The following is an 18,476-nucleotide window of genomic DNA, read 5'->3' on the forward strand; positions in this document are numbered from 1 at the left end:
TCCGCAACACTTTCAGGCGGATAGGCGACACGAATGAGCGACACCGACGGCGATGCACGGCGACGGGAACTTGGCGACAATCCGGGCCCGGTTGAAGAGGAGGTTGAGGAATCCTTCGACCGCACGGTTGAGGAAGGCGCGCAGCGGCTGAACCGCAACTTTCGGGACGTGCTCATCACCGGCTTGTTCGGCGGGTTTGAAATAGGCGTTGGCATCATGGCCTATCTTGGCGTTCTCTATGAGACCGGGAACCACCTTCTTGCGGGACTGGCGTTCAGTGCAGGGCTCATCGCCCTCCTGCTGGCCAAGAGCGAACTGTTCACTGAAGGCTTCCTGGTGCCCATTGCCGCAGTCGTCGCACGGGAGGCAAGCTACGTGCAGCTCGGGAAGCTCTGGGGCGGCACACTCATTGCCAACCTGGTGGGCGGTTGGCTTTTCATGGCATTGATCATGACAGCGTTCCCGCAGTGGAACGGGACCATCACGAAGGAAGCCACCTACTTTCTCGACGCCGGGTTTAGCTGGAAAACCGTGTGTCTTGCCGTGTTGGCGGGGAGCACCATCACGTTGATGACCCGCATGCAGCACGGGACGGACAGCGTCACCGGCAAGATCGCGGCCGCCGTCGTTGGCGCTTTCCTGCTCTACGGTCTGCAGCTCTTCCACTCGATCCTGGACTCGCTGCTGATCTTCGGTGCCATCCACGCGGGCGCCGACATCGACTACCTTCAATGGCTCGGCTGGTTTTCCTATGTCGTGGTCTTTAACATGCTTGGCGGGATCCTGCTGGTGACCGCGCTACGGCTGGTGAGCGCCCGTAAGCTACTGAAGGAACGGCGCGATGGCTCCCCCGAAGACCCGGAAGACGCGCACCACGCCGGCTAGGTTTTAGGGGTGGCACCCGAGGTGGTCACGCCGTCGTCGGGCGCTTCCGTTGCGTCAGGTTCCATGGCCTGCGCGACGGCGGCACCCGCCGCCGCGGCAAGGTTCCGCTCCTCGATGAGCTCCTGAAGCCAGAAGTAGGACGCCTTCGGCGTGCGCTCCAGGGTCTCAAAATCAACATGCAGCAGGCCGAACGGCTGTTTGTAGCCTGCCGACCATTCAAAATTGTCCATGAGTGACCACACGTAGTAGCCGCGGAGGTCTATGCCCTCCGCTTCGCCGCCGGGAGCCGTGGCCTTCAGCGCTGACTCGATGTGGTCCGACAGGTATTTCAGCCGCCGCTCGTCCGGAATGAAGGTGGTGTTGGTGGACTTGTCGCGGACGATGATGTCCTCGAAACTGGCGCCGCCCTCGGTGATGATCACCGGCGGAAGATGCGGGTACCGTTCCGCCATTTCCTTCAGTGCCACCCCCATATACTCGGGCTTCACCGGCCAGCCGTAAGCGGTGATGTCTGCTTCGGGCCAGGCCTCCACGTGGAATGGCGTGGAGCCGTTGCCGGCTGAACTCAGGTCGCTGCCCATGGCCTCCGCCATGGTGGCCGGCACCGCCCCGTCGCCGGGACCGACGGCTACCTTGGTGGGCATGTAGTAGTTGAGTCCGTAGAAATCCAGCGGCTGCGAGATAATCTCCATGTCCTCGTCCGGATGGTCGAAGGAGCCGAAGAACTTCGCGGCGCGGATGATATCCGGATATTGGCCCGTGAGGACTGGGTCCGCGTACAGCCGGTTCTGTGCAATGTCCATCAGGCCAGCGCTGATCCGGTCCAGGGGGTTGATGGAGTTCGGGACCATGGGCGAGTACACGTTGGTCATCCCGATCTCGCCCGGGACCCCCGCCGACCGCAATGCCTGCAGCGCGAGCCCATGGCCCAGAAGCTGGTGGTGCACGGTGGGCAACGCCTTGAGCATAAGGGCTTCGCCCGGCGAGTGCAGGCCCATGGTGTAGCCGTTGGTGCTGACTGTGGCGGGCTCGTTGATGGTGACCCATCGGGCAACACGGTCACCGTACGCAGCAGCGGCAATCGCGGCGAACTCCCCGAGTCGATGGGCGGTATTGCGATTCATCCAGCCGCCGGCGTCGTCCAATGCCAGCGGAGTGTCCCAGTGATAGAGGGTGACCATGGGCGAAATACCGTTGGCCAGGAGCTCGTCCAGGAGCCTGTCGTAAAAGTCCAGCCCGGCAGGATTCACCGGGCCGCTGCCGTTGGGCTGGATCCGCGGCCAGGACAGCGAGAACCGGTACGAGTCGACGCCCAGCTGCTTCATGAGGGCAACATCGCCGGGCATGCGGTGATAGTGGTCGCAGGCCACAGCCGGGCTGTGGTCGTCCACGATGGTGCCTTCCTTGGCCGAAAACACGTCCCAGCCCGCCGGGCCCCTCCCATCCTCGGTGAGCGCGCCCTCGATCTGGAAGGCTGCGGTTGCCACTCCCAGCGTGAAGTCCGCCGGGATGATGGCGGCCAGGTCCTTGGCGGAAATGTGCATGGAGTCAGCCCTTATGCAAGAGAAAGCGTGGAACGGGTACGTCCCAGAATGACATACGGCCGGGCTGCTGACGAGCGTCACTGCTAGGGTCTGTGCATGGATGACAAACTGGGGAAGTTCATCGACGATTTTTCCGCGCTGGGTCAGCTGGCGCAGGCCGGAAGCCACCGGCGGCAGGCGGGCAAACAGCTACCGGAAGCGCTGACCGAACACCTGGCGCTCGCAGCCTGCTGGGCAGCGGCACGGACGCTGCCGGCTCATTGTGAGCCGAACAGGAACTCCTTGGCGTGCGCCACGGCCTTCCGGAAGGCATCATTCCGGAGCGTGACGAGCTGCTCCGCGTCGCCATCTGCCGGCTCCAGATAGCCGGTGTATCCGGGCCGCAGCACCCAGACGTCGTCGGCGGGCGGAAGATAGAACACCCCATACGACCGCTGCTGCTCGTCCTCTTTAGTCCATACGGGAACCACTGCCAGGGCCGCGCCGGTGGCAGGGTTGATCCATTGGGCCCGGGGCACCGGTTCTTCGTGGGCTTCCGGGTCCAGGAACGGCGCAGAGCCCTTGCCCCAGCGCCGTTCGAAGCGTTCGTGGAAGGCAGGAATCAGGTGGGAGTCGTAGCGGCGCCAGTCGCTCATTGTTTTGTCCGCCTCCTCGCGGTGATGGCTGTCGTCTTAGGTTTTATGCCCACGGCCCGCTTTCCCAGCGCACCGGCGTGATCCTGATGGTGTTGCCGGCCGGGACGTACCGGTTGCTGACGTTCCGGATCGGGATGACGTTGGTGGTGCCATCCGGCGCGCTCTTTCTGTTGCGGCTCCGGCCGTAGACCGCGCGCCGCGCCGGGTCTCCGAGCACAGCGTAGGCCTGCATGATCCGCAGCAGCTCTCCATCATCGACGTCGCGCTCACCCGCTGGGCTGCCGTCGATGTCAGGGTGGTGGGTGCGCATCAGCGCCCGGTAGGAACGGGAAATCTCCTGCTGGCTGGCATCGGGTTTCACCCTCAGGGCGGCGTAGTAGTCCGGCTGGCTGGTCATAGCGGTACTTTCCGGGGAATCATACGGCGACGGCGACGGGGCACCGGCTGCAACCGGTGCCCCGGCGGTCCGGGCCTACTTGCCGATCTCGTGCAGGGACCCCTGCTTGTTTTCGATCTCGATCCTGCGCGGCTTGGCCTGCTCCGACACCGGGATGCGCAGCGTTAGCACGCCTTGGTCGTAGCTGGCCGTGATGTTGTCCGCATCAAGGGTGTCACCCAGGATCAGCTGGCGACTGAACACACCGCGCGGCCGCTCTGAAGCCACCAGTTCCACATTGGGCTGCGTGGGATCCTGGCGCTCCGCCCGGACAGTCAGTACGTTGCGTTCAACGTTGAGGTCCACCGAATCGGTCTTGACGCCCGGGAGGTCGAACGCGACCACGAACACGCCGTCTTCCTGCCAGGCGTCCATAGGCATGGCCGCCGGCCGGGCGGCGGTTCCGAAGACCTGCTGGGCGAGCCGGTCCAGCTCACGGAACGGGTCCGTACGCATCAACATCATTTCTCACTCCTTCAGTTTGAGATGTTGAATTCAGTTCATCTACCCACCATCGGTTATCTGTGTTGGTGGATATAGATTTTTTATAGCACCCGTGCGAGACTGATGCAACATCATGGGAGGGAATTTTCGAGTGAATGCGGTCGGTGGAACACCAGGACGGAAACCGGGTCCTCGGGCCGGGCAGGCACTGTATGCCATCTCTGTGGCGGCAAAGCTGGCAGGGACCGGGCAGCAGAACATCAGACTCTACGAGACCAAAGGCCTGATCCTGCCGGAGCGAACGGCCGGAGGCACGCGTCAGTACAGTGATGCGGATGTAGCACTGCTCCTGCACATCGGAGAACTCCTGGATCAGGGGATAAATCTTGCCGGCATCGCCAAAGTATTGGAGCTCGAGGTAGCGAACGCCGAACTACGCCTCGCCCTCAGACGGGTCAGGCCACGACAGGAGGCGTAGAGGCTACGGTCCCAGCGTCGCTCAGGCTCTGCTCCCGCCCGCCAGCCGGTAGGACTCCGCCAGCAGTTCGCCGAGTTCCTCGGTGCCGATACGGGCCAGCCGGACCAGCACCAGCTTCTGCGCTCGGTGACACTTGGCAGTGCCAGGGACATGCTCAGCACATCATCCTCGGTTGCCATCGCGGCTAATCTCCCGGTGTGTCCGCTTTCGAGAGCTCGCCCGTGATCCGTTCGCCGGGGATTCGGGCGGTCCGCCACGTATCCAGGGCGATGACGGCACCGAGGATCAGGAGCGAGAGCGTAATCGAGGCAAGCGCGTCGCTGAACCAGTGGTAGCCGAGGTACAGGCGGCTCACAGCGGCGAGAACTATGCCGATGCCCGCACCAACGAAGCCGAAGACTGCCGACGTCGGGTTTTTCCGCCGCGAGAAGACGAGGAACGTGGTCACCAGCAGGAAGTCGCAGGCACCGAGGACGTGGCCGGACGGGAACGAGAAGGTGTGGTCGGCGCCGAACAGCATCAGGTCCACGGGGGGCCGCGAGCGCTGGACGATCGCCAGGATGATCTGCGATATCACGACGCCGGTGAGCATGGCGGCGGCGAGCAGAATGGGCCGCCAGGCGTGCTTGGCCGCGAACCCCCAGACCACCGTCACCACCAGCACGATGACGGGCAGTGCGACGGGGCCGAAGACAACGGCGAGGAAGATCATCACGGCCGTGAGGGTCTCGGACCGGAGCGAGATCAGCCAGTTGCGGATGGATTCGTCGGGACCCCACGGGCCAGTGTTGCTCTGCAGGACGCCCACGAGCGTAATGACGAACAGCAGGGCCCCCACGGCCATAAGGACCACCGCCGTGCGGTACAGAGCCGTGCGCGCGGCCGGTTCCATAAAGCGTTCCTCCACCACGAACTTGTCATGGAAGGTTCGCCAAAGACTGTTCTTACGTGTCTGCTCTGCCACTGTGCTTCCGTCCGTGCGCCGTTGAGGAGTCCTACGGTGAAGATTATCCCTTCTGCCCGTCGTTGGGCGCACTTGGACGGGTTGAGCCTTCGCGGCCGTACGGATGCGGTCAGCAGGGCGCTGCTGGGGGACGTGCGGGAACTTCCAGCTCCGGGATATCCGACGGCGGCGCGCACCTTCCGCGCTGCCCTTTCCGGCGCCGGTTTCTCGGGGTGGAGCACGAGCATGTCCGGCAGCTGGCCAGCGAGGGACACGGCCGTGCCTCCCCTGGGCGGTGCGGGTACCCGCCTTCGTCCTTCATCCGGAGGCGTCCCTCCCGATTCTGGACGCCCTGTACCGGGACCCTCCGGAGTACGTGCGGCGCTCGGTGGCGAACCACCTCAACGATGTGGCGCGGCACGCGCTGGCCCTGGTAGTTAGCGCCTGCGGTCGCAGGCGGCCGGCAACGTCCTCACCGTCGAGCAGGGCAGAGAGGTAGCCGGCGGTGAACGCGTCCCCCGCGCCCACGGTATCGATGCTGGTCACTGCTATGGCGGGAGCCTCGAACCGCAGGCCGCCCGGCTAGCGGCCGGACGGGCGTCCCGGGACGCCGGCAGCGATCTGGTCTCCCTGGCAGCGCGGCGACAGCGACGATTTCCTCCGGCTGGACGTGGAATTCCGTGCCGCCATGAGCGGGATCGTGGAACAGTTCGCCGAAGAAGTTGGCCATATCTGGTTCGAGCACCACCAGGGCGAGGCGCCGGACGTGCCCCGGCAGCGAACAACCCCTCAGCACACAACAGAGGCCGACGGCACCCCCCAATTGCCGCCGTCGGCCTCCCCTTCCCTCGCGGACAGCTAGATCGAACCCGTGGTGAACTGCCATGTCCGGGTGGCTAGCTGATTGCCTGCGAGGTCGCGGATGGACGCCCCGCCACCGGTGACTGTCACCGTGTATTTCGTTTTGGCCGTCAGGGCGTTCTGCGGGTCCAGAATCCATTGGTTGCTGGTTCCGTTGCGGTAGACGGCGGCCGGGACCATGGCCCCTGTGGCGGCATTCTTCACCGTGAATGTGGCTGTGCTGACACCTTGGACCGGCTCGCTGAAGGTCACCGAAAGGTTGTTGTTCCGCCTGACCAGGATGGAATTGCTGCCCGGCGTGAAACCCGTGACCGTGGGCGCCGGGCCGGTGGTGAACGTCCAGCTCGTGGTGGCCAACGGCGTGCCAGCGGTGTCCCGGATGGCGGTGGTGCCGCCCACCAGCGTGGCCGTGTAGGTGACATCCGCGGCCAGGTTCGCGGACGGATCAAGGGTGGCCGTTGTGGTTGTGGCGTTATAGCTCACCGTTGCGGGGATGGCCGTGCCGGCGGCGTTCCGGAGCACAAAGGTTCCTGCACCGACCCCTTGGACCGTCTTGTTGAAGGTGGCCGTCACGTTGCTGGCCACGGGCACCGCCGTCGACTGTGCTGCGGGTGATTTTGCCGTGACAGTGGGGGCGGGAAGCACCGGGGCGGGCGCAGGTGCGGGTGCCGCAGCGGCCCCAACATACAGCAGGCGGTTCGGCGTGCCGGTTCCGGCACCCGTGATGGCGCCGGCAGTGGCGTTCGACGTCAATGCCGAAGCGACCTGGGCGGGCGTGAGCGCCGGGTTCTGGGACAGCAGCACCGCCGCCGCGCCGGCCGCATGAGGTGCCGCCATGGACGTGCCGGACATTGAGGCGGTTGCCGTAGTGGAAGTGTACGACGCTGAGACAATGCCGACGCCGGGTGCATACAGGTCCACGCAGGAACCGAAGTTGGAGAAGGAAGCCTGGCGGTCGGCCGAATCGCTGGCTGCCACCGTGACCGCAGCCGGGAGCCGCGCTGGCGAGCCCCCGCAGGCGTCCACGGCGGAGTTTCCGGCGGCAACAACTGCAGTGACGCCGTCGGTAATGACACCCTGGAGCGCGGAATCCACGGCCGCGCTGGCCGCCCCGCCCAGGCTCATGTTCACCACGGCGGGCGTTCCTGCCGAGTGGTTGGCGGCGATCCAGTCCAGGCCAGCCACGACGTCGGAGTTGAAGCCGGATCCTGTGCAGTCCAGGACCCTGACGGGGACGATCGTCGCGGCCTTGGCCACGCCGTAGGTGGTTCCGGCCACCGTCCCGGCCACATGCGTGCCGTGGCCGTTGCAGTCGCTGGTGCCGCGGCCATCGGCCACGGCCGTCCAGCCTGTTGCCACCCGGCCGGCAAACTCCGTGTGGGCGGCGAGCACGCCCGTGTCCACCACATATGCGCTGACTCCGGCGCCGGCTGAGGTCCAGGAGTAGGAACCCGAGAGCGGCAGTGCCCGCTGGTCCACCCGGTCCAACCCCCATGGCGCGGGCTGCTGCGTCGCAGAAACGGTGATGGGCGCGTCAACTTCCACTGAAGCGACGCGCGCCGAGCGGGCTAACGCCGCGGCTTGGGCCGGCGTCGCGGTAATAACGGCGCCTCGCAGGGCGTGCGAAAAGGAGCGCCCGACGCCGATGCCCTGCGTTTTCAGGCGTGCCACCTCCGCGGGGACGTCCGTTTCCGCGGCGTAGCGGACCAGGTAGCGGACGCTTGCGGCGGTGCCGGCGGGGGCAGGGGCCGGCTCAACGGCCCCGGCGGGAAGGCCCGAGGCAGGCAGTGCTACGGCAGAAATCAGCAGGGCGGCAGCCGGCAGCACAAAACGGCGGGTGAGCATGGTGGGGTCCTAGCGTGGCGGTCTGAATTGATGCTGGCGGCAACAAATCGCCGCTTATCACCAGATTAGGAGCCCGGCACACACCGATGCGGCGAACTGGGCCGATCCTGCGCCAACCCTTCGGCGCCTGCGGATTTCTTGAGGAACCGTCTTCTTCAGTGGCGTGATTTTCAGTCTTCGCCGCTTCAGTCCTCCGTGGGCGTGGTCCTGTTGGAATGGTAGGTCCGCCACGTATGTTCAGGCTCGAAGCCCAGCAGCCGCCGGGCCTTCTCGATCGAGAGCATGGTCTCGTGTTCGCCCAACTCCTTGGTCACCGTCACGTTGGGAAACACCTCCGCGGCAAGGCTGGCGCTGGAACGAGTCATCACGGTATCCGCGTTCGCGACGATGAAAGCCTCGAATCCGGGCTGGCCGTTTTCCAGCGCACGCGCCACAGCCTGCGCGCCGTCGCGCCCGTCAATGTAGCCCCAGAGGTTCCACTTGCGCAGCGCGGCGTCGGCATCGAACGACGGAAACAGTTCATAGTCCTCAGGATCCATCACGTTCGAGAATCGCAGGCCCGTGATACTCAGCTCCGGATCCCAGCGCGTCAACTGGATCGCCATCTGCTCCTCAAGGTGCTTCACCAACGAGTACGTGCTTTCGGGCCGGGCCGGGTACTCCTCATCCACCGGGATGTAGGGCGGATCGACGTCGAACGGCAGTCCCAGCACCGTCTCACTGGAGGCGTAAACCACCTTCTTGATCCCGGCCCGCCGGGCCGCCTGGAACACGTTGTAGGTGGAGAGCATGTTGTTCTCGAACGTGGCGGCATCCGGAATGATGCCGGGCGCCGGAACGGCACCGAGATGGACGACCGCGTCAAACCCGGAGTGCCGGTCGTCAAGACCCAGGAACACGTCAAGGACCTGGCCGTAATTGCGCAGGTCCACGAGTGCCAACCCGTGGTGCCGCTCCCCCGCACGGTCCAGGTTCAGCACCTGATGGCCGTCGTCGGTCAGCCTGCGCACCACATGCCGCCCCAATTTTCCGCTTCCGCCGGTCACTGCAATTCTCATGGGGACACCCGGTCGGCCAGGAACTTTTCGACGGCGGCAATGGCACGAGTGGTGATGTCGCCGGGGTCACCGCTGCCGTCCACCGAAACCACCATGCCTCGGCCGGCGTAGACCGCCACGACCTCGTGGGTTTCGCGATTGTAGAGGTCCAGCCGGTGCCGGAACACCTCTATGGTGTCGTCCTTCCGGCCCTGCTCCTTGGCCCGCTGCAGCATCCGTTGCTCGAGTTCGGAATCCGGTGCGCGGAGTTCCACCACGGCGTCGAGGCGGTGGCCCTGGGAAGCCAGTATGTTGTCCAGCTCCATGAGCTGGGGAGCTGTCCGGGGGTATCCGTCCAGCAGGAAACCGGGTTGCAGATCGGCGTCGAGAAGCCGGTCCTTGACCAGGGCGTTGGTGAGCTGGTCCGGGACAAAAGCACCGTCGTCGAGATATTTGGCGGCCTCCACACCCAGCTGCGTCTCCTGGCTGACGTTGGTCCGGAAAATCTCGCCCGTGGATACCGTCGGGATGCTGAAGTGCCTGGCGATGTGCTCCGCCTGCGTGCCTTTGCCCGAGCCGGGCGGCCCGATGATGAGCATTCTGGTCATGTTCTTGTCCCTCCGTGGCGTCCTTGCCGGCTGGTCTGGGGTCCACCGTCGGCAGCGCCAACGTGAGCTTCATTCTGCCCACAAGTCGCAGCACAACGCCAGCCTCCGGGAAGGGATCCAGCGTGATCGAGAGAGTTTAGTGGCCAGCCATATGGCGCTCCCCAAGGCTCTGACCTGTATATACTTCTGGTTATCGGTTTAGCAGCAGGCCGTTGGACAGTTCGTCGATCCAGCGACCGTCGACACCTTTTGCCACGACGGCAGGGGTTGTGCGGGGAGTTGCCGGCTCGTTATGACCTGAGCGAATGGCACTAAGAACCGTGGCCAGCGAGTCAACAGCAAAATCAGCTACATCAATCACCGAGCACCTGCACGAAGAACTCCTCAAGAGCTCCGACGTAGAGGAGTTCCTGGATGAGCTCGCCCGGGTGTCGGCCCGCAACCTTTCGGAAGCCGGCGACGAAGTGCTGTGCGGAATCACTCTTCTGCGCCCGCGCAAGTCGGCCACCATCGCCAGCAGCGGGACGGCTGCCCGCGCTTTGAGTCAGATTGAATACCAGTCCGAGCAAGGCCCGGGCATGGCTGCCTCGCTGGAGCAGGTGACGGTCCATGTTCCTGATGTGAAGGACGAATCACGCTGGCCCGAATACTGCGAGGCCGTCCTGGCCCAAGGCATCCATTCAGTCCTCGCCATCCCGTTCCAGCTGGAGGGGGAAACGAAAGCCACGCTCCTCCTCTACTCCCACCGGACCTCCCGCTTCGAAGCCCGCGTGCTGACGGCTGCGGATGGCTTCGTCCGCCAGACGTCGCTGGCCCTGCGGCTTGCGGTGCGTTTCGCGCATTACAGCGAGACCGCGGCGCACCTGCGTGCCACCCTCGAATCACGCACAGTGATCGACATGGCGGTAGGCATCATCATGGCCCAGAACCGGTGCAGCCAGCAGGAGGCTTTTGAACTGCTCAAAGCGGCGTCCAGCACCCGCAATTCCAAGCTGCATATCGTCGCGGCGGCCGTGGTGAATGCACTTGGCCAAGAGCCGGTCCAGACGCACTACGACGGCTGAGTTCGGCCCCGCAACCGGCGGCCCGAGGCGTTACCGCTGAGACGACCTGAGGACGAGACCGTGGGATTGCAGTCTTATCGGGGCCCACTAGCCGTGGGCAAGTGAGTGGCGGTCCTTCGCGCGGGGATCACGAATCCAATGAAGATGAACAGAAGCGATCATCCAGCCTTGTATTTGCGTTGATACGTAATTAGGCTGGGGCGCAAATGGACGAATTGAGTACGATCTTCATTGCGTTGGCGGATCCCACCCGCCGTGCTCTGCTGGCGCAATTGCAGCAGGGCGAGGCGACGGTGACCGAACTAGCCGCCCCGCACTCAATTAGCGTTCCATCTGTATCACGTCATCTGAAAGTGCTCGAGCAGGCCGGGCTGATCACTAAGTCCAGGTCTGCGCAGTGGAGGAACTGCCGCCTCCAACCTGCACCGCTACAGAAGGTTGAGGATTGGATGGGCCCGTACCGCGATTTCTTGGGCACGCGGTTGGATCGCCTTGATGCTCAGCTCGCCATAACGCCCGATCGGCCCGATGAGCTCACAGAACCGGAGGATAGATGATGACCCACTACCCGACACAGGATCGAAGCTTCACCCTTACCCGTATTTTGGCTGCATCGCGGCATGCCGTGTTCACGGCGTGGACTGACCCTGAGCACCTGGCTTGGTTCTACAACCCCGACATGCCCACACCGACCACACCCATTGAGGTGGACCTCCGCGTTGGGGGAACGTGGAAGCAGCAGATGATCGTCAATGACGACCTTAGCTACCCCACCGGGGGGATCTACCTGGAGATTGTTCCCGACGAACGACTCGTTTTCCGCTGGGGAGCAGTTGGAGGCTGGCCCGAACTCCACGGCGAGAACGAACGAGAAGCCCCTGTGGTCACGGTGCAGCTGAACGACTTAGGCACGGAAACGGAGCTCGTCCTCACAGTTCAGTTCTCTGAGCATCTCGACATCGAAGAGGTGCAAAAGCTCATGCTGGGAGGCACTCAGGAGGGCTGGGGTGCCACCATCGACCGGGTCAAGGACAGCACCGCCATGACCACAGTGACCAATGGGCGCATGGCCGGGCCCCAGATCTATGTCTTTTTCCCGGGAACGGCACGGGAAGCATTGAACTTCTACGCGGATGTTTTCGGCGGTGAGCTTTCCCTATACACGTACGAGGACTTCGGCAGGAGCGACGGCCCACCAAAAGCCGTAGCTCATGGAGTGCTCAACGGCGTCGTTGCTCTGGCAGGATCGGACGCAGCCGAAGGCCAAACAACGGTCCGGCTCGAAGGCATCATGCTCTCGCTGCTGGGAACCGCCGAACCGACAGTCCTCCATAAGTGGTTCGACAAACTCTCCGTTGACGGGTCGGTGCTCGACCCACTCTCGCCAAAGCCTTGGGGCGCGTCCGATGGCCAAGTCATTGATCGTCATGGACTTCATTGGCTTGTCGGATATGAGCCCGCGACATGAGCGACGCCCAATTGCTTGCTCAGCTGGAGAGTGAGCGAGGACATGTTCTTCGAACAGTCGACGGCCTCGAGAACGATGAGATGCGTCGAACTTTAGTCCCGTCAGGCGCAGCACCGATGGCCAATGGGCGTGAGATCCTGTTTCGCGTGCTCGCTGAGACTTCCGTCCACGCGGGCCACCTCGACATCGTCCGGGAGCTGATCGATGGACATCAGAATCTCGTAGTGGAATAGTTCCGACTTCAGGCCGCAGCCCGATTGGAGAACACCGGCATGTCGTCGCGTTCTTAACGCTTTAGCTAGCCGCTTGCTGGGCCACCGTATGGGCGAGCCGGTAGGAGTCTGTGCCCGTTTCGATGATGGTCCCTTTGAAGGTCAGCCGGTCCACAATCGCGGCGCACAGACGTGGGTCTGTGAAGGGTTTGGTCCAGCCCGAGAAGGATTCGTTGGTGGCGATGGCCACTGCTGCTTTTTCTTCGCGCTCAGTGAGCGCCTGGAAGAGAAGTTCGGCGCCGCGTTTGTCCAGTTCCATGTAGCCGAGTTCGTCGATCTATGCGGACATCCGCATAGATTGACCTATGCCGAGCCCGCAACTATGCCGAGGCCACCGCCCAATCTGGCCAGTCAGCAGGGCCGCGGCTCGGCATAGTTACAGGCTTTCGAGGAACGCGAGGATCTTGTCTGATGGGTGGTAACGGCCGGGGCGCGCGGATGCTGGCGTGGTGAGAGCCAGGGCTTTCTCCTTAATGGTCATGTCGGCATGGACGTACGCGTCGGTGGACCGGACTCCGGCATGGCCGAGCCAGAGGGCGATCACCGACGTGTCGACCCCGGCTTGAAGCAAGGTCATGGCGCAACTGTGACGAAACACGTGCGGGTGGATCTTCTTGCCCGATAGCGATGGGCATGTTCGGGCAGCGGTCGCTGCATGGGTGCTGACCCGCAGCGCGACAGCGTCGCGGGAGAGCCGCCGCCCGGTCCGGGTCGGGAACACTGGCTCGTGAGGTTGTCCGGCTCGTTCTGCCAGCCAGGAACGCAGCAGTCTCTCGACAGGAGTGGTGAGTGGAACGGCGCGTTGCTTGCGTCCCTTTCCTTCGCAGCGGACGTTCGCGCCAGCGCCCAGGGTGACATCGGCGCAGTTCAGGCCCGTGAGCTCGGAAACCCGCAGACCCGTCTGGATGGCCACGAGCATCATGGCCCTGTCGCGCCGGCCCTCCCACCTGGACTGATCAGGGGCCGCGACGAGGGCGTCGATCTCGGGCGGGGTCAGGAACGTCACGATGCGCTTGTCGAACCGCTTCGGCGGGATGGCGAGAACACGCTGGATCAACAGCGCATGCTCCGGATGACGCAACGCGGCGTAGGCGAACAACGAGCGGATCGCTGTCAGGCGGACATTGCGGGTCCGGACGCTGTTGCCTCTCATGGTCTCCAGATGGGTGAGAAATCCTGAGATCATGGTCGCGTCCAGGTCGTCCCAGTCCAGTTGGGAAGGCAACTTGCCGGTCCGTGCGTAGATGAACTCCAGCAGCAGCTTCAGGGCGTCCCGGTAGGCGGCGATGGTCCGTGGACTGGCTTGGCGCTGTTGGGCCAGCCGGTCGGTGAAGAACATCTGCAGGGTCGGTGCGATCAGCGTCATGAGCGCACCGCCGTCCAGCGGGTGTTCTGGCGTGCTGCTGCCAGGGAGAGCAATTCCGGTGCCGCCGAGAGATACCAGTAGGTGGATGCCGGTTCACGGTGGCCCAGGTAGGTTGATAGCGATGGAAGTTTCGCCTGGACGTCCTCGCCGGTCCGATACCAGCTGAGCAGGCTGCGGACCGCGAAAGTGTGCCGCAGATCGTGAAGCCTCGGAGCCGAGGGCGCCCCATCCCCGACCCCGGCGTCATTGACCAATTGCCGGAAGGTTTGGCAGACGGCCGCGTAGCAGAGGCGTTTGTGGGTCTGGGATACGAAGAAGCTTGGCTCTTCCGGTCGTGGTTCGAGCTCATTGCGGAGCTTCGCGTATACGCTCAGTGCCTGCATGGCAGTGCTGTGAAGTGGAACCAGCCGGGATTTACCGAACTTCGACTCACGGATCAGCAACAGGCTCCCGGACCAATCGACATCACTGCGGTCAAGCTTGATTGCCTCACCGATCCGCAGACCACCCGCAGCGAGCAGGCCAACCAGAGTCTCGTAAGTGGCCGCCCGCAGCGGTTGGCGGATCGAGATGCGTGCCTGGTGCATCAGCGCGTCGATGTCGGCGATGGAATAGATGAACGGTGGGCGCCACCGCTGCCGGTGCGGCATCAGACCCAACGGCGGGATCTCCGTGCCGGGGTAAATACCTGCCAGGTAGCGGGCGAACCCCCGTGCTGCCGTCATCCGCCGCGGACCCACGGTCGTCGGCTGGCCCGTGGGTGATTGCTGCGCCCAGTCCAGAGCCGCTTCGATGGTCACCGTGGATGATCCGTGGGCATCCAAATAAGCCACGAATCTTGGCAGCAGCCATCGGGCCTCGGCCATTTCGTGTCCCAGCGATCGACGCAGTTGCAGGTAGTCTGCGAGATGCTGCTCCAGCGCACTCACCGCACGACCCCCGGCCACGGCTGGGCAACCTGGCGCAGCGCGACGAGGTCCACCTTGGCATAGAGGGCGGTCGTGGCCAGATCCTGATGGCGCAAGACCTGGCTGATCGCCACCAGACCGGCGCCCTTGCGGAGCAGTTCACCGGCCAGGGAGCGCCGCAGCCCATGTGCTCCGACGTTGGGCAGACCCGCACGTTTACAGGCCCGCTGAACAACATCGCCGACCAAGTCGGCGCGGATCGGCCCGCGGGGCGCCCGGCAGGTCAGAAACACGTGAACGGCATCTGCAGGATTCCGGCCAGAGGAGAGGTAGGCGACCAACGCTTCTCCGACCTCTGACGGTAGCGGCAATCGGTCTTGCCGACGAGCCTTACCCCGGATCAAGAGCTCGCCGGACCGCCAGTCCACGTCACGCAATTCCATGCGTGCGACTTCGATGGACCGCAGCCCCAGCCGCGACACCAGCATCACTATCGCGAAGTCCCTGACTCCCAGCAACGTGCTGCGGTCAAAGCTGTCGAGCAAAAGCTGCACATCTGACGCGGACAACCCAGGAGGGGGCAGAGTCGCGAAACGCCATCCACCCACTGCAGGAACCGAGGCACCCAGACTCAACCCGGTGATGCCCCGCAGATAGAGGAAACGCAGGACCGAACGCAGCTCGGCCACCCGGCCCTTTGCCGATCCGGCCGACACCCGGGCGAATTCCCGCAGCAGGAACGCGTTGATGTCCGCCCCGTTCAGAGCCTCAGGCGCGAACATGCCACCGGACGAGGACTCCTGAAGGAACCGGCGTGCGGTGTTTTCGTAACGCAACACAGTGGTGAGCGCCAAACCACGCTCCTCGATCATCCACGACCGGTAAGACGTCACGAGCTCACCCAACGGCGTGACCAAGGCCGCTCTCTCAGGGGCGGCGCCAACTTCGCGCAGATAGCTCAACAGCGGCATCATCGCGCGGGGACCCGGGATCCTCCTCCGTCCCGCGTCTCTTCGGGCGGACAGGAACGCCGCAACGCATTCCTCGTTCAGATCCTCTCTCCTGAGCCCTTCGGCAGACAGCCAGAGACCGAGCTGACCCAAGTCCTTCAGCATGTTCCGAACCGTGCCCGGAGTGTAACCCCGCTGCGTCAACCACCCTCGGTAACCCTCGACGTCCGGCCACAGTAAACCAGCTTCCCTCTTCGGTCCTGACACTGCACTTCGCCTCCTTCATGGGAGCACAATTACTCCAATGAACAGGCTCCTCCCTGGGAAACTATGCCGATACGGCGGAGTTCACGTCTTCGAGGAAACCAAGCGCCACCGGGCCGCATTCACAGGCAGCACAATTGGCCTCGGCATAGTTGCGGGCTCGGCATAGGTCGATGCAGAGCAGGTCGACGCGTCCGTAGCGGGCGATGGACTTCGCCAGTGCCTTGTCGTTCTCTGCCTCGACGAGTTCGTTCACCAGCCGGGTTGCGAGAGTGTATTTGACTCGAAAGCCCTTCTCGGCCGCAGCAGTCCCGAGCCCGATGAGCAGGTGGGATTTCCCGGTCCCGGAATCCCCGATCAGACACAGCGGTGCCCCTTTCCGGATCCAGTCTCCGTTAGCGAGGGTGTGGATGGTTGCGGAGTTGATGTTCGGGTTCGCTTCAAAGTCGAAGTCCCCGAGCCATTTATCCCGGGGGAAGCCAGCTGATTTGACTCGGCGGATCGAGGAGCGCCGGTCCCTGTCATCACACTCTGCCAGCAGCAGTTCGGCAAGGAAGCCCTGTTACGAGAGCTGTTCCTTACCTGCGACGGCCAGGGCTTCATCGAGGACGGCACGGATGGTGGGCAGACGCAGCCGCCGGCAGGCCTGATCCACGGCGGCGACGGCGGCCTGTTCGGTCAGCCCTCGGCCGCGGCGCAGGGTCTGGGAAACAACAACGGGTGGGGCGGGGTTCTCGAGATCTGCTCCTTGCTCGGCAACGCTGGCTCGGGATCGGTGACGTGGATGGCACGTCTCTTCAGCAGCTGGTCATAGCCGGCCACCGTCGGCTGCGGGCGTTTGTCCGGCGGCATGCCGGCTATCACGGCTGCCGGGTCCGCAAGCCGGCGCTGGGTGAGACTGACAACGCGGTGCTCGACGATTTCGTCTTTCGCAACGGGATAGCAATCTGGCCGGACCCACCCCGGGGTGTTCCGCTCCGCGGCCACGCGCCGTGCTTCGACCGCAACGACATCTGCACTGACCGCCCCGACGTGCAGGGCTGCGGTAATCCCGGCGATGACGTCGCCAGCCTCCATGACCCGGTGGAGTAGCAACACGTCGATCAGTTCACGGTCGCCGCAGTATCGCCGTCAGTTTTACGAGCAGCGGCCCAGAAGGCGTCATGGGCCGGGGTGAACACCCCTGATTCCCGTGCCTGCGCCAATGCCGTGGAGACCGGCTTTCGCACCAGGCTTGATTTTCAAGACCTCAAGATAATGGTCAAGTTGCACGCATTGCCCGCCCCGGGCCACAGTCCGGGGGTGGACGGCGATCAGGGTGCGGCCATCGAATATCCGCACCTGTGTGGCCTGCAGAGACACCCGGACTTTTCGGTTGATGAACCGCACCGGCACCGAATACTTCGTAGAACGGACTGTGACCAGCGAGGACCGGTCCACCCTCGGGGTCAGAACCAGTCCGGGATCAAAATTCTCTGCCGGCAACGGCGCTTCGACGGCGAAGTCCTGCCCTATCGTGCGCAGCCGCTGGGAAATCCTCCGCCCGTTCTCTTCTTCGTCCCACACCTTGAGGCGATCATTGAGCTCCGCCAAGGATTCCACCACCGGAACCGGGGTCAAGAAGTTACGCCGAAACCTGCCCACTTCCCCCTCGATCCCGCCCTTTTCATGGACGCCCTTGAGCCCTGGCTCGCAATAGAAGGCATCGAATCCGAAGTGGGATTTGAAGAGCACCCAGCGCTCGTTCTCCACTCGCTGCCGGCCGGCCCCATAAACGACCTTGGTCACTGCAGAGGTGAGATTGTCATAGCGGATATGTTTGGTCGGCACACCTCCTATGGCGTTGAACGCTTCGATGTGGCCTTCTAGGAATGCTTCCTGCGCACAGGTCGGGTACACGCGATGGACAGATTTCCCCGAATGGGAAAGCCGGAACGCGAACATGTAACAGCGGGTTCTGACACCGGCCAAGTCGACCCACAGGTCCCCGAAATCGACCTCCGCCTCAGCGCCGGGAGCATGCTCCTGCGGGACGAACACCTCCACGGGAGCCTTGCCGGATTCGATGGCGATGACGGCACGACGGGCTTTCACGTACTGCCGTACTGAGGAATACGAGATCACTGCCTTGTGCTCATCCACCAGACGGTCAAAGATCCTTTGCGTATGGCGTTGCTTCCGCGGAGCGTCCAGATCAGCCAAAAGCATCACGTCAATGACCCCCTTGAGCGGGTCCAACTTCGGTGACCCACGGGCCGGAACCCTTCGAGCCGGCGGTTCCGCGGAAGCCAGCGCCTGCCGCACCGTCCGGCGGGAAACTCGATGCTCGCGGGCAAGGGACCGAATCGATAAGCCCCTGACCCTGGCATCACGGCGGATTCTTGCGAATAGCTCCACTCTCGACTCCATCACTGCCTTCCACTGTTGGGAAAAACATCTCGATGGACTCAACCGTGGGGTGGGCTCAA

The 18,476-nt window shown here is 63.8% G+C and carries 19 protein-coding genes and 4 pseudogenes; 8 read left to right on the forward strand and 15 right to left on the reverse strand.

Annotation, left to right across the window (positions count from 1 at the left end; translation table 11 throughout):
• Nucleotides 1-33: 33 nt before the first annotated feature.
• Nucleotides 34-885, forward strand: a complete 852-nt coding sequence (locus QK290_RS08195; protein ID WP_282330189.1) for a formate/nitrite transporter family protein — start codon at nt 34-36, stop codon at nt 883-885.
• Here QK290_RS08195 and QK290_RS08200 read toward each other — a convergent pair.
• The 4 genes from QK290_RS08200 to QK290_RS08215 form a co-directional block, all read right to left on the reverse strand.
• Nucleotides 882-2,429, reverse strand: a complete 1,548-nt coding sequence (locus QK290_RS08200; RefSeq protein WP_282330190.1) for a GH1 family beta-glucosidase — start codon at nt 2,427-2,429, stop codon at nt 882-884. The two genes, QK290_RS08195 and QK290_RS08200, sit on opposite strands and share 4 nt — an antisense overlap.
• 257 nt (nt 2,430-2,686) lie before the next feature.
• On the reverse strand, nt 2,687-3,064 hold the full coding sequence (locus QK290_RS08205) for a hypothetical protein (protein ID WP_282330191.1): 378 nt from the start codon (nt 3,062-3,064) through the stop codon (nt 2,687-2,689).
• 43 nt (nt 3,065-3,107) lie between these two features.
• Entirely contained in the window at nt 3,108-3,461 is a 354-nt protein-coding gene (locus tag QK290_RS08210; protein ID WP_282330193.1) for a DnaJ domain-containing protein, read from the reverse strand.
• 75 nt (nt 3,462-3,536) lie between these two features.
• On the reverse strand, nt 3,537-3,962 hold the full coding sequence (locus QK290_RS08215; protein ID WP_282330233.1) for an Hsp20 family protein: 426 nt from the start codon (nt 3,960-3,962) through the stop codon (nt 3,537-3,539).
• A gap of 205 nt (nt 3,963-4,167) precedes the next feature.
• On the opposite strand from QK290_RS08215, the gene QK290_RS08220 reads away from it, so the two are divergent.
• On the forward strand, nt 4,168-4,422 hold the full coding sequence (locus QK290_RS08220) for a MerR family transcriptional regulator (protein ID WP_282330194.1): 255 nt from the start codon (nt 4,168-4,170) through the stop codon (nt 4,420-4,422).
• A 184-nt stretch (nt 4,423-4,606) separates the two neighbouring features.
• Here the strand turns inward: QK290_RS08220 and QK290_RS08225 are convergent, their stop codons facing one another.
• Both QK290_RS08225 and QK290_RS18640 read right to left on the reverse strand, forming a co-directional pair.
• Complete coding sequence (locus tag QK290_RS08225) at nt 4,607-5,386, reverse strand: phosphatase PAP2 family protein (protein WP_282330195.1); 780 nt, start codon at nt 5,384-5,386, stop codon at nt 4,607-4,609.
• Nucleotides 5,387-5,683: 297 nt separating this feature from the next.
• The gene (locus QK290_RS18640) at nt 5,684-5,911 is read right to left on the reverse strand and encodes a PfkB family carbohydrate kinase (RefSeq protein ID WP_348994450.1); all 228 of its coding nucleotides are present in this window, start codon (nt 5,909-5,911) and stop codon (nt 5,684-5,686) included.
• 142 nt (nt 5,912-6,053) lie between these two features.
• Here QK290_RS18640 and QK290_RS08235 point away from each other — a divergent pair, with 142 nt between their 5' ends.
• Nucleotides 6,054-6,227 (forward strand): hypothetical protein, encoded by a 174-nt coding sequence (locus QK290_RS08235; RefSeq protein WP_282330196.1) that lies wholly within the window; start codon nt 6,054-6,056, stop codon nt 6,225-6,227.
• Here QK290_RS08235 and QK290_RS08240 read toward each other — a convergent pair.
• The 3 genes from QK290_RS08240 to QK290_RS08250 all read right to left on the reverse strand — a co-directional run bounded on the left by QK290_RS08240 (nt 6,224) and on the right by QK290_RS08250 (nt 9,716).
• Nucleotides 6,224-8,071 carry a S8 family serine peptidase gene (locus QK290_RS08240; protein ID WP_282330197.1) on the reverse strand — a complete coding sequence of 616 codons (1,848 nt, stop codon included), beginning with the start codon at nt 8,069-8,071 and terminating at the stop codon, nt 6,224-6,226. The two genes, QK290_RS08235 and QK290_RS08240, sit on opposite strands and share 4 nt — an antisense overlap.
• A 185-nt stretch (nt 8,072-8,256) precedes the next feature.
• On the reverse strand, nt 8,257-9,129 hold the full coding sequence (locus QK290_RS08245; RefSeq protein ID WP_282330198.1) for an NAD(P)-dependent oxidoreductase: 873 nt from the start codon (nt 9,127-9,129) through the stop codon (nt 8,257-8,259).
• Nucleotides 9,126-9,716: an adenylate kinase gene (locus QK290_RS08250; RefSeq protein WP_282330199.1), complete on the reverse strand. Its 591-nt coding sequence runs from the start codon at nt 9,714-9,716 to the stop codon at nt 9,126-9,128. The genes QK290_RS08245 and QK290_RS08250 overlap by 4 nt, the downstream gene beginning before the upstream one ends.
• A 320-nt stretch (nt 9,717-10,036) precedes the next feature.
• On the opposite strand from QK290_RS08250, the gene QK290_RS08255 reads away from it, so the two are divergent.
• From QK290_RS08255 to QK290_RS08275, 5 genes and pseudogenes are all read left to right on the forward strand, one after another.
• Nucleotides 10,037-10,780: a GAF and ANTAR domain-containing protein gene (locus QK290_RS08255; RefSeq protein ID WP_282330234.1), complete on the forward strand. Its 744-nt coding sequence runs from the start codon at nt 10,037-10,039 to the stop codon at nt 10,778-10,780.
• Between the two features lie 206 nt (nt 10,781-10,986).
• Nucleotides 10,987-11,337, forward strand: a complete 351-nt coding sequence (locus tag QK290_RS08260) for a metalloregulator ArsR/SmtB family transcription factor (protein WP_282330200.1) — start codon at nt 10,987-10,989, stop codon at nt 11,335-11,337.
• Nucleotides 11,337-11,798, forward strand: a pseudogene (locus QK290_RS08265) (SRPBCC domain-containing protein); the annotation flags it as partial. The gene QK290_RS08260 and the pseudogene QK290_RS08265, both read left to right, overlap by 1 nt.
• 48 nt (nt 11,799-11,846) lie before the next feature.
• On the forward strand, nt 11,847-12,248 hold the full coding sequence (locus tag QK290_RS08270; RefSeq protein ID WP_282330235.1) for a VOC family protein: 402 nt from the start codon (nt 11,847-11,849) through the stop codon (nt 12,246-12,248).
• 116 nt (nt 12,249-12,364) lie between these two features.
• Nucleotides 12,365-12,481 carry a DUF664 domain-containing protein gene (locus QK290_RS08275; RefSeq protein ID WP_282330236.1) on the forward strand — a complete coding sequence of 39 codons (117 nt, stop codon included), beginning with the start codon at nt 12,365-12,367 and terminating at the stop codon, nt 12,479-12,481.
• A gap of 61 nt (nt 12,482-12,542) precedes the next feature.
• Here QK290_RS08275 and QK290_RS08280 read toward each other — a convergent pair.
• The 6 genes and pseudogenes from QK290_RS08280 to istA all read right to left on the reverse strand — a co-directional run.
• A pseudogene (locus tag QK290_RS08280) lies at nt 12,543-12,797 on the reverse strand (ATP-binding protein); the annotation flags it as partial.
• A gap of 99 nt (nt 12,798-12,896) precedes the next feature.
• Nucleotides 12,897-13,886: a tyrosine-type recombinase/integrase gene (locus tag QK290_RS08285; RefSeq protein WP_282330201.1), complete on the reverse strand. Its 990-nt coding sequence runs from the start codon at nt 13,884-13,886 to the stop codon at nt 12,897-12,899.
• The gene (locus tag QK290_RS08290; protein ID WP_282330202.1) at nt 13,883-14,815 is read right to left on the reverse strand and encodes a tyrosine-type recombinase/integrase; all 933 of its coding nucleotides are present in this window, start codon (nt 14,813-14,815) and stop codon (nt 13,883-13,885) included. Before QK290_RS08290 ends, QK290_RS08285 begins: the two co-directional genes overlap by 4 nt.
• Nucleotides 14,812-15,909, reverse strand: coding sequence for a tyrosine-type recombinase/integrase (locus QK290_RS08295; protein WP_282330203.1), 1,098 nt, complete (start codon nt 15,907-15,909; stop codon nt 14,812-14,814). Before QK290_RS08295 ends, QK290_RS08290 begins: the two co-directional genes overlap by 4 nt.
• Before the next feature lie 268 nt (nt 15,910-16,177).
• Nucleotides 16,178-16,690 (reverse strand): annotated as a pseudogene (locus tag QK290_RS08300) (ATP-binding protein); the annotation flags it as partial.
• Nucleotides 16,687-18,417, reverse strand: a pseudogene (gene istA / locus QK290_RS08305) (IS21 family transposase). The pseudogenes istA and QK290_RS08300, both read right to left, overlap by 4 nt.
• Between the last annotated feature and the right edge of the window lie 59 nt (nt 18,418-18,476).

The sequence above is a fragment of the Pseudarthrobacter sp. AL07 genome, assembly GCF_029960665.1.
Taxonomy (GTDB): Bacteria; Actinomycetota; Actinomycetes; order Actinomycetales; family Micrococcaceae; genus Arthrobacter.